At 44.3% G+C, this 16331-nt stretch carries 13 protein-coding genes; 10 read left to right on the forward strand and 3 right to left on the reverse strand.

Translation table 11 applies throughout. The features are described 5' to 3' along the window. Positions 1-199: 199 nt before the first annotated feature. Positions 200-4669, reverse strand: a complete 4470-nt coding sequence (locus M3593_RS16615) for a glutamate synthase-related protein (protein WP_251543771.1) — start codon at positions 4667-4669, stop codon at positions 200-202. A gap of 344 nt (positions 4670-5013) precedes the next feature. Further along, positions 5014-6309 (reverse strand): glutamate-1-semialdehyde 2,1-aminomutase, encoded by a 1296-nt coding sequence (locus tag M3593_RS16620; protein ID WP_144475522.1) that lies wholly within the window; start codon positions 6307-6309, stop codon positions 5014-5016. A gap of 244 nt (positions 6310-6553) precedes the next feature. On the opposite strand from M3593_RS16620, the gene M3593_RS16625 reads away from it, so the two are divergent. From M3593_RS16625 to perR, 9 genes are all read left to right on the forward strand, one after another. Beyond that, a complete protein-coding gene (locus M3593_RS16625; protein ID WP_144475025.1) occupies positions 6554-7567 on the forward strand; it encodes an ABC transporter ATP-binding protein in 1014 nt (337 codons plus the stop codon). Beyond that, positions 7560-8351, forward strand: a complete 792-nt coding sequence (locus M3593_RS16630) for an ABC transporter permease (protein WP_251543770.1) — start codon at positions 7560-7562, stop codon at positions 8349-8351. Before M3593_RS16625 ends, M3593_RS16630 begins: the two co-directional genes overlap by 8 nt. A 3-nt stretch (positions 8352-8354) precedes the next feature. Further along, positions 8355-9140, forward strand: a complete 786-nt coding sequence (locus tag M3593_RS16635; RefSeq protein WP_251543768.1) for an ABC transporter permease — start codon at positions 8355-8357, stop codon at positions 9138-9140. A 1062-nt stretch (positions 9141-10202) separates the two neighbouring features. After that, positions 10203-10610 carry a potassium channel family protein gene (locus M3593_RS16640; RefSeq protein ID WP_251543766.1) on the forward strand — a complete coding sequence of 136 codons (408 nt, stop codon included), beginning with the start codon at positions 10203-10205 and terminating at the stop codon, positions 10608-10610. A gap of 77 nt (positions 10611-10687) precedes the next feature. Next, entirely contained in the window at positions 10688-11155 is a 468-nt protein-coding gene (bcp, locus tag M3593_RS16645; protein WP_251543764.1) for a thioredoxin-dependent thiol peroxidase, read from the forward strand. Positions 11156-11279: 124 nt separating this feature from the next. Next, the gene (locus tag M3593_RS16650; protein WP_251543762.1) at positions 11280-12146 is read left to right on the forward strand and encodes a TetR/AcrR family transcriptional regulator; all 867 of its coding nucleotides are present in this window, start codon (positions 11280-11282) and stop codon (positions 12144-12146) included. 260 nt (positions 12147-12406) lie between these two features. After that, a complete protein-coding gene (locus M3593_RS16655; protein WP_251543760.1) occupies positions 12407-13351 on the forward strand; it encodes a D-2-hydroxyacid dehydrogenase in 945 nt (314 codons plus the stop codon). Between the two features lie 3 nt (positions 13352-13354). Continuing rightward, entirely contained in the window at positions 13355-13906 is a 552-nt protein-coding gene (locus M3593_RS16660; protein ID WP_251543758.1) for a cob(I)yrinic acid a,c-diamide adenosyltransferase, read from the forward strand. 108 nt (positions 13907-14014) lie between these two features. Continuing rightward, positions 14015-14458, forward strand: a complete 444-nt coding sequence (gene perR / locus M3593_RS16665; RefSeq protein ID WP_251543756.1) for a peroxide-responsive transcriptional repressor PerR — start codon at positions 14015-14017, stop codon at positions 14456-14458. 122 nt (positions 14459-14580) lie between these two features. Here perR and M3593_RS16670 read toward each other — a convergent pair whose 3' ends face one another. Beyond that, positions 14581-14925: a YgzB family protein gene (locus tag M3593_RS16670; protein ID WP_144475016.1), complete on the reverse strand. Its 345-nt coding sequence runs from the start codon at positions 14923-14925 to the stop codon at positions 14581-14583. Positions 14926-15082: 157 nt separating this feature from the next. On the opposite strand from M3593_RS16670, the gene M3593_RS16675 reads away from it, so the two are divergent. After that, positions 15083-15958, forward strand: coding sequence for a nucleotidyltransferase-like protein (locus tag M3593_RS16675; RefSeq protein ID WP_251543755.1), 876 nt, complete (start codon positions 15083-15085; stop codon positions 15956-15958). Positions 15959-16331 lie beyond the last annotated feature (373 nt).

Raw genomic sequence — 16331 nt, forward strand, 5'->3', positions numbered from 1 at the left:
CAAACTTATTGGAGATATTCCTTAATTATTGTGAGATATTCCTGAAAAAGCGGATATATTCCTTAAAAATGGATTATATTCCTTAGAACCAAAATATATTCCTTAAAATCCAGCCTTTATTCCTGAATCAGGCTAATCTGGATTGTGTCCAAAATAAATGGCCCCGTTTTAGTAACGGGGCCACTATCATTTTCTTAAATCATTCAGTTGATACGGCCGGGTCTGCCTGCTCTTTAACAGGAACGACCTGAACAAAGTGATCTTCTGGATGCTCCATTATTAATGCAAGTTCTTTGGCTTCATTTTCCTGGCCATGGCGTGCCAGCATCTCGGTATAGGATGAAAGCATTTCTTTTACATCCTGTACGCCTTTTGCGGTTAGTGTGTCGATGGAAACCTTCGCGCCTTTGGCAATACGGCGGGTGAGGGCTTCTCTTGTCAAGCCCATCTCCGGCTGATGTCTCAGATAGACGACACCGCCTGTCATGCCTGCACAAATCCATGGTCCCGGATCACCGAGGACAAGTCCGCGGCCATTCGTCATGTATTCAAACGCAAATCCTTTGATATTGGCGTTTGTTCCAATGTTGCCGAATTCTTTTTCAGGGATAGGCTTTTTCACAAGTCCGCCGATGATCATATCAGCTCCTGATAAACGGATTCCAGCACGGGCGTCGGCATTGCCCTGTGCGACGAGCAATCCTTTCTGCGCTCCGTAGCCAAAGCCTTTGCCGACTGAACCATTGTAGAAACCGCCATCCTTGCCAGGGGATTTCGCTATTAAAATCGCACCGCCGAATGAAGTCTTACCGACTCCGTCCTGGCCGCCGCCGTCAATCTCGATGTTGATGCCATCTGTGTTATAGGCGCCAAGTCCGTTTCCGAGAATGGAACCTTTGTAGCGAAGTGAGACTGGCTGCAGATTACGATAGGATCCATCAAGACGTCCACGGACACGGTGGCAGGAAACCCTGCTGGCCAGCACACGCTGTTCGGCAGTGACAGCCCTGAATTCGCGTGACTGATGAAGCTCTTCGTCGATTGCATCAAGATACTCGGCGCCTGCAGCGACCTGGAGCTGTGCTGATGCCATCGCGGCAGCAGCTTCTTTTTGATGCATGATCTGGCCGATTTCAAGCGGCTTCAGCAGGTAGGTCAAATCAAGCAAGTCATTTCCTTTAATCTGTTCCAGCAAGTCGGAGCGGCCGACTGCTTCCTGCAGATTTTTGATTCCGGCAGAAGCAGCCAGAGCCTTCAGTTCATTCCCGAATGCAGTGAATAGATTCATGATACCCTGGACAGCAAGGTCGAACTGGCGAGGTACAAATCGGCGCAATCCGTGTTCCTTTGCCTGTGCTTCTGAGTCGATTTGGGTTGCGATCCCGACATGGCATGTATCCAGATGGCAGCCTCGGCAAGTTGTACAGCCGATGGCCAGCATTGACAGCGTACCAAAGCCGACGCGGTTTGCACCAAGGAGCATATATTTAATCACATCCTGAGCACTCTTCACACCGCCATCAGCCCAGAGCTCGACATTGTCGCGCAATCCTGCTTCAAGCAAGGCATTGTGTGCCGCCTTAATGCCAATTTCGGCAGGCAAGCCGACAAACTGGAGTGCGTGGATGCGGGCAGCACCTGTACCGCCGTCAAAACCGCTCAAGGTGATGATATCAGCCCCTGCCTTGGCGATACCAACTGCAATCGTGCCGATATTCGGAACGACAGGAACCTTAACGGCTACACGTGCCTGGTCATTGGCTGTCTTGAGCTCATGGATCATTTGCGCAAGGTCTTCGATCGAATAAATATCATGGTTGTTTGATGGTGAAATCAAATCAGAACCAATGGTGGCATTCCTTGCTTCCGCGATTTTAGCTGTAACCTTCGAACCAGGAAGGTGTCCGCCTTCACCAGGCTTTGCGCCCTGACCAATCTTGATTTCAAGAAGATTGGAAGAGTTCAGCAGCTCCGCATTCACACCGAAACGTCCTGAGGCAACCTGCTGGCCTCGCGTGCGCGGGTACTTGCCAAGCATATCCTTGATTTCGCCTCCCTCGCCGTTCATGCTTACCATGTTCAAACGGTCGGCGCCTTCAGCATATGCACGGAATGCGATTTCGTTTTGCGAACCAAATGACATTGAAGCGATGACAAACGGCAGGCTGTGGTCACCTACGCCGATTTCAACTTCTTCAGGTGAAACTTTTACGTCAGTCTTTTTCAATCCGGTCAAATGGCGAATCGTAGTCGGGTTGCTGTCTTCCTGTTCGGAAATTTTCTCCCGGTAGACACTGTAGTCCCCGGTAGAAGCGACCTCACCAACCGCTTTCCAGATACGAGGAAAGAGGTGGAACGTCTTGCCGATCCGTTCTTTTTCGTTCTGGAAGTCTTCAGCTCTTTTCAATGCGTCTTCTTTCATTGCTTCGAAATTGTATGCAAGTTCATTAGAACCAAAGAAGTTCACGATCACTAAATAATCTGCAACTTCATCATTCAGGCCGATTGCCGAGAACAGACGCCCGTATCCGCGCAATTCATGGATACCGATTGTGGAAATAACCTTTTCAAGGCCTTTCGTAAGGGCGCTGTACAGATTCACAAGCGGTGTGATGGACTCATCGAGTACTGTCATGAACATATAATATGGGCTGACTGCGTCTGCGCCCAGTCCGAGTGCAACAATGATATCATGCAGCGATCTTAAGGAAGCGGAACGAAGCAGCAGTGAGCAGTCGCGGCGCAATCCTTCTTTTACAAGAGCCTGGTCGATCGCTGAGACGACCAGATGCGGATCGAGCCACAGAGAATTTTCCTGGTGGGCCATTGCATCGTCAAGAACAAGCAATGTTTTGCCATCCTTCACAGCAGCAATTGCCTCAGCAGCAAGTTTCTCAAGCGCATCCTTGACTGTTTCGTCACTGTGGAAAAGTGTTTCCAGATAGGCAGCAAGTTTGTCATCCTGATAGCATTGGATGACCTGGTCCATGCTTGGCTGGCCAGTTTTCAACGAAGCCTCATAGCCTGCTTTGCCTTCGATAAGCAGAGGGGTGAGCAGTTCGATGACTTTTCCTGTTTCTGTTTTTCCGAAAAGCGAAGGGCGTTTGCCAAGAACAGTCCTTGTTGAAAAATGTTCCGCCTCGCGGTCACGGTCTATTGCAGGATTTGTTACGACAGCGACACTTTCTTTAATAAAATCAGCGATATTTTTGCGTTCTGGATTCATCGCAGCAAGCGGAGCGTCATGTCCAAGGGAGCGGATTGGCTCTGCCCCTTTTTCAGCCATCTGTTCGACGAGCTGGACGTGGTCACGCTCCCAGCCGAATGCCTTATATTGTCCGTTATGGATTTTATCCGGGTATGTCATTGTTACCGTTTTTGCAAGATTTGCACCCTGTAGGCGATGACGGGCTTCCTGGAAAGAAATACGCCCGGAAAAACGCTGGTAAACCGCACTCTGGAACTGCTCCATTTCATAAACTTCGATTTTGTCACCATTCCATTTCAGGCCGACCTTCTCGCCCGGTGCAAGTGGCTTGGGGTCATTTGTGTACTCTGTTGATGAAATGATTCCCGGTTCTGATGAGAACAGGTATGAGCTTTCTGTTTCAACCATCCAGAGAGGGCGCAGGCCAAGAGCATCCACACTGAATACTGCTTCGTCGGCAAATCGCGAAATGATTCCGGCAGGTCCCTGTGCGAAGTGTCCCCATGCTTCGCGGATATAAGTATATAAATCTTGTAAATGCTCCGGATAAGCTTTGATTTCATTGATGATTGGCGGGAACATCATGTCCATTGCCTCGAACAATGAGTAGCCATCACGGCAGATGAATGTTTCCAGCGTACGGCTTAAATCCTGTGAGTCACTGCCATCTTTGACGAGTGGGACATTGACCATTCGAGCTTCGTCGCGGAGTCTTGCAATTGTATTGATTTCTCCGTTATGTCCAAGGACGCTGAAGGGCTGAACACGGAAAAAGCTTGATAGAGTATTAGTAGAATAACGGTTGTGCCCAAGAGTCATAGTGGATGCCACAAGCGGGCTTGCCAGGTCATGGTAGTATTTCGGCAGTATGTCGCCTGCGCCCATAACCTTATAAACAGCGTGGTATTGGCTTAGGGAAGCCACATGAACCTGATCGTTTTTCTCGAAATCTATGATCATATTAAACAATTTGCCTGAAAGTTCCTGTCCGACTTCGTCTGCAAGGCATGCGAACTGCCAGAATACAGGATTTTCCTGGATGGCAATCGGGCCAAGCGCTTCAGGATTTGTTACGTCAACAGATGAAAAGATCGGCATCATGTTTTGCTCTTCAAGCTTTGCCTTAAGTTCATCCTGGATTGCTTCAGCTTGATCGGTCCTCGTGATAAAAACATGTCCGACGACGAAGCTTTCGTTGTCGACAGCGCTGGATTCCACACCAGCTTCAATAAGTTTTTCCTTCCAGAGCGCCCGTGGAATATCGATGTGCACACCCACTCCATCACCTTCGCCATTGATAAAGCCTGCTCGGTGGTTCATGGTGACGAGGCCATCAATACAGTGAAAAATATTTTCGCGCGTCGGGATCTTCTTTTTTTCAATGCTGGCTACAATTCCGCAGGCATCGTGTTCGAATCTTGAGAAATCTTTGAATTTGGAAGGGCTCCATTGTGTTGTCATAAATTTCGGCTTATAAAGTGTTCCTTTAAGCCGGTTCACCTCCTGAAAAAATAATCTATGATTTGTCGTTTGATAGCTTGGTACATGAGGGTATAACATTTTGACGGGAATTTAAAGCAAGGGATTAAAAGCGGCCACTTGAATGGCTAATTTTAAGAATATTAATAGCAACTATATCATAAGAATTTTCAGAAATCAATTATTTATACATATTTTTGGATGAAAAGAATGTGGAGAAGGATTATCGTAAATGGAAAATAGCTAGAAATGTAAACGTTTTCATTTATAGGATGAAAAATAACAGGCATCCAATCGATGCCTGTTATGTATAGAAAGTTGTATATTTATTCATTCGCCATTGAATAAAATGCCTGGTCAACTGCATGCAGGGTGGCTTCAATATCTTCCTGTGTATGAGCAATCGTAACGAACCATGCTTCATATTTGGAAGGAGCTAGATTGATTCCCTGCTGAAGCATCAGGTTGAAGAAACGCGCAAACATTTCGCCATCTGTGTTCTCTGCCTGCTCATAGTTTTCGATCTTTTCAGTTGTAAAGTAGATGGTGAGCGCACCTTTCAGACGATTGGTCGAAATCGGGATCCCGTGCTTGCTTGCTGAAGCTGTGATTCCTTCTTCGAGCATCGCGCCAAGCTGATCTAGGTAATCATATACACCATCCTGTTTCAGGACTTCCAGGCAGGCAATGCCGGAAAGGATGGAAGCCGGGTTGCCAGCCATCGTGCCCGCTTGATAAGCAGGGCCAAGTGGAGCGACTTTTTCCATAATTTCAGCACGGCCGCCGTAAGCGCCGATTGGCAGGCCTCCGCCGATGATCTTGCCCATTGCTGTAAGGTCAGGTGTGATTCCCAGCAAGTCCTGAGCTCCGCCGTACATAAAGCGGAAGGCGGTGATGACTTCATCAAAAATGATCAGCGATCCAGCCTGATGGGTAAGCTCCTTCACTTCCTCTAGGAAACCAGGTTTAGGTTCGACAATTCCAAAATTGCCGACAATCGGCTCCACTAAAACTGCCGCGATTTGGTCGCCCCATTTTTCAAGTGCCTCCTTGAAAGGTTCAATATCATTGAATGGCACTGTAATGACTTCCTGTGCAATGCTTTTAGGCACACCAGCTGAATCAGGCGTCCCAAGAGTGGATGGACCAGAACCTGCAGCAACTAATACCAGGTCTGAGTGGCCGTGATAGCAGCCGGCAAACTTGATGATTTTATCGCGCCCGGTATATGCTCGTGCTACTCGGATTGTCGTCATGACTGCTTCGGTACCTGAATTCACAAAACGCACTTTATCCATCCCGGGCATTGCTTCCTTCAGCATTTTTGCGAATTTAACCTCATGAGGAGTTGGCGTGCCATATAATACCCCTGTTTCGGCAGCTCTTTTGATTGCCTCGGTAATATGCGGGTGGGCATGCCCCGTGATAATCGGGCCATATGCCGCCAGATAATCGATGTATTGATTGCCGTCCACATCCCAGAAGTATGCCCCCTGGGCCCGTTCCATCACAACAGGGGCACCGCCGCCGACTGCCTTGTAGGAACGGGATGGGCTATTTACGCCTCCGACGATATGTTCAAGTGCTTCATTATGTATTCGCTCAGAATTCGTTCTTTGCATCATTAAACCTCCTAAATATGACTGCCTAACTATTTTATCATTAATTTTATTTTTTACCGATTGTTTCACTTTTCGTTCATTTCCAACGAAAAAGAAGCTTTGTTTTAGACTCGCAATTCCTTCGTTATTCAACATGTTTTCTGATTGAACTATCCGAGACCACGAAAAGGGTAATCAGGCATAGCATTTGTTTTAGCCAGGAGGATTGGCTAAACTGTTTGAGTGACCAAAGGAGGAAATCAACATGAACGCAATTGAAGTGAATGGACTGCGGAAGGAATTCAAGGCATATTCGAGCCGTTCCGGATTATCGGGAGCCTTCCGTGATCTTTTTACACGTAATTATAAAATCGTTCCTGCAGTGAACGATATCAACTTTACCGTCAAACAGGGAGAGATGGTCGGTTACATCGGTGAAAATGGCGCCGGGAAATCGACGACAATTAAAATGCTGACCGGAATCCTGACTCCGACTTCAGGAAGTGTCATTGTAAATGGCATGAATCCTCATAAAGAAAGGGAAAGGTTCGTCCAGACGATTGGTGTTGTGTTTGGCCAGCGTTCCCAGCTCTGGTGGGATATCGCTGTCCAGGAATCGTTCCGTCTGTTGAAAAAAGTATATAAAGTTTCGGATGCTCAGTATAACGAGCATATGGACCATGTGATTAAAACGCTTGATCTGGAACCGTTGCTCGATAAGCCAGTAAGGAAGCTTTCGCTTGGGCAGAGGATGCGCTGTGAACTTGCCGCCGCGCTGATCCATAACCCGCCGTTGCTTTTCCTTGATGAGCCGACTATTGGTTTGGATGTGCTCGTTAAGCTGAAAATAAGAGAGTTTTTAAAAGAAATAAATGAGAAGTACAATACGACGATTCTGTTGACAACGCACGATTTGACTGATATCGAGGCACTGTGCGAGCGGGTCATCATGCTTGATGAAGGGAATATTATCTATGATGGCGCCCTGAAAAGTCTGAAGGAGAAATGGGGAGAAGGAAAGGAAATCAGTTTTGAGTTCCTTGAACCTGCTGACATTAACCATCTCGAGTCGTTGACAGCCAATCTGGGTATAAAGTGGGAACTGGATGAGAAGAGTCAGGTCTTTACCGCGATGACTGGGGATGATGAGGAAACTGTGTCCCAGGTGATTGCACTGACGGTCGCTGCCTATAAGGTCAGGGATGTAAAAATAAATGAGCCATCCACTGAAGAGATCATCCGCAATATCTATGATAAAGGGATGGCGATCAATGGATAAATATCTTGAAATGATCCGCATCCGTTTTTTGATGATGCTGGCGTACAGGACGAATTATTATACGGGAATCTTGATTTACAGTATCAATATCGGAGCTTACTACTTTCTTTGGAATGCGATTTATGGAGGAAAGAGTGAAATAGAAGGCTTGAGTGCTGTGCAAATGACGACTTATGTGGCGGTTGCCTGGATGGCAAGGGCGTTTTATTTCAATAATATCGATCGGGAAATGGCGACGGAAATCAAGGAAGGCAAGGTAGCCGTTGAATTGATCAGGCCATACAGCTATCTCGGCATGAAAACGATGCAGGGACTGGGAGAAGGGATATTTAGATTGTTCTTCTTTTCCGTTCCTGGGATGGTAATTGTCGCGTTGATTTTCCCATTGGAATTTTCAGCGGACGCCGCGACCTGGGGATTGTTCGCAATTTCGATTGTGCTAAGCTTTTTCATCAACACACAATTGAACCTGCTGACGGGAATCACTACTTTCTTCTTATATAATAATACTGGCCTGATTAGGGCCAAGCGTGTCCTCATCGACCTGTTTTCAGGATTGCTGCTGCCAATCAGCTTCTTTCCTGGCTGGGCCCAGGAAATTATGAGGTTTCTTCCCTTTCAGGGAATCAGCTATATTCCTAGCATGATATTCACGAATGGCTTCACAGGGAGCGAGGCAGTCGAAGGTCTTATGCTTCAGGCTGCATGGGTGTTGATATTGGTGATCCCAACCCAGATTCTTTGGGTCATAGCAAAAAAACAATTGATTATACAGGGAGGGTGACAAGTGTTTTACGTTAGCATGTTTTTTCAGTATGTCGCCCAGTATATGAAAACAAGGCTCGAATACCGGGCAGATCTGGTCGTTGAAATATTTTCGGATTTATTGTTCCAGGCGGTCAATCTGATATTTATCCTCGTGGTATTCGATCATACCGAATTCCTGAACGGCTGGAGCCGGGATGAAATCATCTTTATATACGGGTTTTTCCTTGTGCCTTACGCACTTTTTTCTTCCTTCTTCAATATTTGGGATTTCAATGAACGTTATATAGTAAAAGGGGAACTTGACCGGATCCTGACGAGGCCGATCCACAGCCTGTTCCAGATCATCCTTGAACGGATGGAACTGGAATCCTTATTCGGGGCCATCACTGGCCTGGCTGTCATGTTTTATGCCGGAAGCCGGCTTGGCCTTGAGGTAAGCTGGTCTGATCCCTTCTTATTTGTTTTATTTGTTCTGGGCGGTGTTCTTGTTTATGCCGGCATTTTCGTGATGATCGCCTGCATAAGCTTCTGGGCAGATGCCCGCACATCCATCATGCCGATGATGTACAATATCGGGAACTACGGCCGCTATCCTGTTGATATCTATAACAAGGCAATCCGGTTTGTCCTGACATGGATTTTGCCATTCGCCTTCGTCGGAGTCTATCCCGCTGCCTATTTCCTCGGACGAGATGAGTGGTATGGTTATTCATTTTTGACACCAGTAATCGGGCTTGCCTTTTTCAGCCTGTCAGTGTTCATTTGGAATGAAGGCGTAAAAATATACCGTGGTGCTGGGAATTGACTTTAATTGTTCCAGCACCATGAGGGAATCGTTGCTGGGGAAAGATGCCCTTTTAGAGTCCAAAACAGCTTGATATGGGTACTGCTGATTGAGGAAGGTGCCCTTATGAGGCACAAAGCAGCTCCATAAGGGTACTATTACTGGAAAAAGATACCCTTATTGGGCACAAAGCAGCTCTATAAGGGTACTATTACAGGATAAAGATACCCTTATGAGGCCCTAAACAGCCCCATAAGGGTACAATTATAGGAGAAAGGTGCCCTTATGAAGTCCAAATCAGCTCCATAAGGGTACTATTACGGGAGAAAGATCCCCTTATGAGGCACAAATCAGCTCCATAAGGGTACCATTCCAGGAGAAAGATGCCCTTATGAAGCCCTAACCAGCTCCATAAGGGTACTATTACAGGAGAAAGATACCCTTATAAAGTCCAAACCAGCTCCAAAAGGGTACTATTATAGGAGAAAGATACCCTTATGAATCCCAAAACTGCTCCATAAGGGTACCATTCCAGGAGAAAGATACCCTTATGAAGTCCGAAGCAGCTCTATAAGGGTATCATTATAGGATAAAGTTACCCTTATGAGGCCTAACCCAGCTCCATAAGGGTACCATTCCAGGAGAAAGATACCCTTATGAAGTCCGAAGCAGCTCCCTAAGGGTACCATTCCAGGAGAAAGATACCCTTATGAGGCACAAAGCAGCTCCATAAGGGTACTATTCCAGGAGAAAGATATCCTTATGAGGCACAAAGCAGCTCCCTAAGGGTACTATTACGGGAGAAAGATCCCCTTATGAGGCACAAATCAGCTCTATAAGGGTACTATTCCAGGAGAAAGATACCCTTATAAAGTCCAAAGCAGCTCCATAAGGGTCTCATTCCTTAAAGACAGTACTGCAGCATTAACCTTGCTGCGGTCTTTTTTATTATTTCAGACAGGTCCTGACTTGAAATGCCGAAAATAGTCAGAAGCATGGATCTCATCAGAGTGTACTTGCTGTCATACTCCTATTTTCGCCAGCGTATAGTGAAGGGAGAGAGGCATGAAATGAGGCTTGAAAATGCAATTTTACATTTCAATTTTTTTGATTGTTTTAGCGATATTTTTGAGTTTGCGAACATTATTCATTCCTCATAAAATTAAAGGCAAGCAGGTCTCGTTAGAAAATTTTGTCACACTTGCGCTGATTTATGGGACGGTGATGGCTGGTTTTGGATTATTGTATTATTTGCTTGATTTGAAGGGAATCTGGGTCCTATCCGATGAGAGCATGCGGCCAAGCACTTCGTCGTATGAAAGGATGTCAACCAGTATGTACTTCAGTGCCATCACCCTGTTTTCTGTAGGATATGGGGATATTGCTCCAGTCGGGGTCGGGAGGGCGATCGCTGTTTTGGAGGCGCTGATTGGTTATACGATTCCTGCAGCGTTTGTAACAAGAGCCATGTTTGATCAAAAACGGTCCTGAAGTGTTCCTTTGATTTGTATTCCAACCCGAAATTAGATAGGCTAATGATAATACATCAAATTTTGGAGGGATACATAATGGCATTGGCTATAGGTGAAAAAGCACCGGCGTTTAAGCTGGCGGCAAGCAATGGAGAAACTGTAAAACTTTCCGATTTTGCAGGGAAGAATGTGGTGCTTTATTTTTACCCGAAAGATATGACACCGGGCTGCACAACTGAAGCATGTGATTTCCGGGATCATCATGAAAGCTTCGAGGGTTTGAATGCTGTCATTCTTGGGGTGAGCCCGGATCCGATTAACCGGCATGAAAAATTCATTGAAAAGCATGGATTGCCTTTCCTTCTTCTTGCGGATGAAGACCATAAAGCAGCTGAGGATTATGGGGTCTGGCAGCTGAAGAAAAACTTTGGCAAAGAATACATGGGCATCGAAAGGTCTACCTTCATCATTGATAAGGACGGCAATCTTGCCAAAGAATGGAGAAAAGTTAAAGTAAAGGGCCATGTGGAAGAGGCGCTTGAATTCATTAAAGAAAACCTGTAAACATGGAGACAGCCAGAAACGGCTGTCTTTATTGCTGTTTTGATGCCGGTTATAAGTTATAATAGGGTATAATTATTACCATGACCAGTCAGTCAATCGATGTTATATTGGGGAGGCAATAAAGGTGAAGGAAAAAGAAAAAGCAATCATCGAAGCAGCGATTAAGCTTTATGCGACGAAAGGGTTCGCTTCCACCTCAATCCAGGAAATCGTCACGGAAAGCGGAATTTCCAAGGGGGCTTTTTATCTTTATTTCAAATCCAAAGAAGCTTTATTGATCGCAATTCTTGAATATTATTTTGATTATATCCAGAAGAAACTTGAAGGGTTTGAAAATGATAATCTGCCGCCCAGGGAAAAGTTTGCTTTGCAGTTGACAGCATTATTCAATACCATGATCGAGCATAAGGAATTCATCATCATGCAATCCAGAGAACAGGCAATTCCCTTGAATGAAGAGGTAAAGGAATTGATGATCCGCAAGTATTACGAAGCACAAATGTTTTATCAAGCCAGCCTGCGGGCAATCTACGGTAAAAGGGCTGAAGCGCATCTATGGGATATGGCGCTAATGCTCGAGGGATTTTTTAATTCTTATATAAAGTTGCTTCTATTCAACCCTGAAGGATTCAAGATTGATGAATTAGTGGGATACATTCTAAGAAGAGTGGATTCATTGGTTGATGGACTGCAGGGAGAGGAGCCGCTGGCAACAAAAGAAAAAGTCGATGAGTTGATAAAAAAGACAAAGGCATACTTCCTGACAAATGGCCAGGACATTAAAAAGGTCATCATTAAAATGAAAGAAGCAGTTGCTGATCTTCAAAACAGAGATGACTTGCTAATCACACTGGATGTCCTAGAGAGTGAAATCGAAAGAGATGCACCCCGAATCCCGGTAATCCAGGGAATGCTGTCAAACCTCAATGAAGAGCCATCGCTTGATTTCTATCGTGAAGCTATCGCAAAAAAATATCATCTAAAGGGATAATTTTTCCGCCTATTTTTATCAATACAGGCTACTGTCCATTCATTTCAGCTGTAAGTGAATATCATTGTATTAGGGCATACCTCCTCAAACACTTTAGCGGGCTTAAATAGCCCGCCTTTTTTTATGGGGAAAACAGGGTTCGAATTCCCGCTCTTCGACATGTAGCGGTGGCTTTTCATTTTTCAGGCTTGGAAGTTGTTTAATTAAGTGAAAATTAATACAATTAATAGTACGAAACTAGAACGAAGGGTTGGGTAAAAATGAATATTTACTCCTCGATTCTTCCGGCTGAACGATTGCAGGAAGAGGTGAAAAAGGAATTCCCTCAGGTGAGCTTCGAATTCCATAAAGGAATCAAGGAAGATATATTTTTGGATGCAGAGATATTCCTTACCTATGGTGAAGATTTGACGGAAGAGCTGATTGGCAAAGCAGACAAGCTCAAATGGATTATGGTCATGTCTGCCGGTCTGGATAAAATGCCATTTGAAGCGTGTAAAAAACGCGGAATCCTTGTTACAAATGTGCGGGGGATTCACAAAATCCCGATGGCCGAGTTTACCATCGGCATGATGCTGCAGCATGTCAAACAAATGAAGTCATTATGGTCAAATGAACAAAGTAAAACTTGGGAACGTAAATTGCCAATGGGAGAATTGTACGGCAAGACATTGCTCATTCTAGGTATAGGGGCAATTGGGGGAGAAGTGGCCCGTTTGGCAAAAGCATTTAATATGCATACGATTGGTGTGAACCGGAGCGGCCGTGAAGCTGACTGGGCAGACGAAATTTATACGATGGAAAACTTCAGGGAAGCTTTGCCTAAAGCGGATTTCATTGTTTCGGTATTGCCAAGTACGCAAGAAACGAAGCATTTCCTCGACTTGAACGATTTTGTCTTAATGAAAGACACAGCTGTGTTTATCAATATTGGCCGTGGTGACTTGGTCCAAGATGAGGTGTTATTGGCCGCACTTCAGGAAAATAAGATCGCGCATGCTTATCTGGATGTTTTCTATGAAGAACCTTTGACGGAAAGTCATCCATTCTGGACAATGGACAATGTAACCGTAACTCCTCATATTTCAAGCTTGACCAAAAATTATTTGCCAAGGTCCTTTGAAATTTTCAAACAAAATCTTCATACATATCTTAATAAAACCACAGAGTTTATCAATGTTATCGACATGGACAGGGGGTACTGATTAATGAAAATCTATACTAAGACAGGGGACAAAGGAACAACCTCTCTTATTTATGGAACAAGGGTAGCAAAAAATGATATGCGTGTTGAAGCTTACGGGACATGTGATGAGACAAATTCAATGATAGGCCTGGCACTCAGTTACCTGAATGGAGAGTATTTTAACGATAAAGAACAAATGCAGGAAATCTTCCATAAGATCCAGACAGTTTTGTTCCATGTCGGTGCTGAACTGGCCACTCCTCCTGGCAAAGAAGTAAAATGGGTACTTGAAGCAAAGGATATAGAAGAACTAGAGAAGAAAATCGATGATTGGGATGCAGCGCTTCCGCAATTGACGAACTTCATTCTTCCCGGGGGACACCAGGCAGGTGCCGCGCTTCATGTAGCAAGGACGGTTGCCAGAAGAGCGGAACGCCAGGCTGTTGAGCTGGGAGATGAGGTTAACCCGCTTGTCCTGTCCTATTTAAACCGACTATCCGACTTCCTGTTTGTCGCCGCAAGATATGTGAATATGCACCTGGGAGCAAAAGAACAAACCTTGCATCAAGGTTGAGAGTTGTAAATGTTTGTGGTGTAGCAATATTGACAAAAGAGGAATAAAATTAGTACACTAATTATAAACATTATAAAATAAGAATTATAATCTGAAAAAGTGAGGTGCATGGCGGTGGTACAGAGTCAGTTAAAAGAAGCCCTGGATACCTTGAAGGATACAGGAGTCCGTATTACTCCGCAACGTCATGCGATACTCGAATATTTAATAAACTCAATGTCGCACCCTACAGCAGACGAGATTTATAAAGCGCTTGAAGGTAAATTTCCAAATATGAGTGTAGCGACGGTTTATAACAATTTGAGAGTATTCCGTGAAGTTGGATTGGTCAAAGAACTGACATATGGGGATGCCTCCAGTCGTTTTGACTTTGTTACTTCCCATCATTATCACGTCATCTGTGATCAATGCGGGAAAATCGTTGACTTCCATTACCCTGGCCTTGACGAAGTAGAGCATTTAGCTTCCCATGTAACAGGTTTTAATGTTGGGCACCATAGAATGGAAATATACGGAACTTGTCCGGAATGTTCCGCAAAGGAAGTCCATTAATACTTACGGCTGATGGCATAAGCTATCAGTTTTCTTTTTTTGTCTGCGTACATGATTCTGCTGCTTCATATGTAAGCATTGTGGGATAAAAAAAGAACTCGGCGAAAAACCGAGTTCTCTTTTTATTTTTTTCGATTGTATTGTTCATCGAACTCCTTGCCTTCCAGAGAGGCATCTAGAGTTAACGGTTCGTTGCAATACATGCAAATATCCACCCTGCCAAGCATTTTCGTTTGTTTCCCGCAATTAGGGCAAACTACCTGAACTGTCTTTGTCGATAACAGTCCAATCCAAAAATAGACAACCGTGCTGGCAATAATAAACAGCAATCCAAGGATCATAAAAATTGTCATGACCACAAATGAGCTGCGGAAGAAGATACCCGCATACATAACGATGAAGCCAATGAAGATAAGACTCAACGCAAAGGTGCGGATTTTATTTATTTTACTTGAATATTTACCCATTGAAGTTTCCCTCCCTAAAATCTAACTATATCATACTATTTCCGGCAAGATAATCATAAAAAGTAAACACCGATGTCGAAAATTGTCTAGATGAAATGCAGGAGATTTTATATAATTGTCGAACATATATGCTAACAAACAAATGGAGGAGTTTATTATGGAGGATATCCTTCGTTCGATTTATCAAGAACGTGCAAGCCACCCTAACACCGTAGGAGTGGTAGCGGTGGAGAAGAGACATAAAGCGCTCGCTGCGACCGATACATTTGATGTCATCTTGCTTATTATAGTGAAAGAAAATAAAGAACCTGTGTTTGTTAAACATTATTCCTATCAGGATAAAAAAGCCGCCATGCATATTGTAACCGAAAAGCAGATCAATGATTGGCTCCTAACTGGCAGCAATAAAAAGATTTTTGATTGGCTTTACAATGGGAAGATAATTTTTGATCGAAATGAAAAAATCGCTGATTTAAAACATGAACTTAAAGAATTTCCGTTTTTCGGACGCAAAATAAAAATGGGAATTGAGTTTGCCAAGTTGATCAGAAGGTACTCAGATGGCAAGATGCTATTTGATAACTTTAACTATTTGGATGCCTACAATTATGTTGTGCATTCATTGCATCATCTTGCAAGACTTGCAGTGATAGAGAATGGCTTTCATCCCGAAGTGACCGTCTGGCATCAAGTGAAGCAGATCGAGCCAGAAATCTATAAGTTATACGAAGAGTTAATTTGCAGTGAAGAAACAATAGAAAAAAGGCTTGAGCTCTTGTTCCTGGCAAGCGAATTCCTGATCCACAAAAGGACAAAAGTAGGGAGCCAGCATTTAGTGGAAGTGATGGAAGGTGAAGAGTATTGGGCATTCAGTGACCTGATGTCCCATCCAGAACTTTTACCGTATTCTGTTGACCTGGGAATCCTTGTAGAGTATTTGATTGATAAGAAAATCATTGAAGTAGTAAACGTAGAAACGAAAGGACAGGGTATTTATCACAGATATTATAAGGTTGCTGAAAAGTTATCCTGAAAAAACGAAAAAACCTATTGACCATTCAAAAAATACTTGGTATATTAATAACCGTCGCTGCGGAACACAGCAAAAACATTTTCGCGGCAGACGGTTTACAACTTAAAAGTATTTTTCACTGAAAAACATTTTTAGAAGAAAGTGTTGACAGGAAAAATGCCTGATGGTATATTAGTAAAGTCGCTTCTGGGCGGCATGCTAACTAACTTGCTCTTTGAAAACTAAACAAACAAGCGTCAACAAACGATAAATTATCATGCTTCTATTAATAGAAGACATGAGCCAACGTTTTAACTTATGAGCTAACTCATAACTCTTTCTTGGAGAGTTTGATCCTGGCTCAGGACGAACGCTGGCGGCGTGCCTAATACAT

The organism is Mesobacillus sp. MER 48, assembly GCF_023714225.1.
GTDB lineage: Bacteria > Bacillota > Bacilli > Bacillales > Cytobacillaceae > Mesobacillus > Mesobacillus oceanisediminis_A.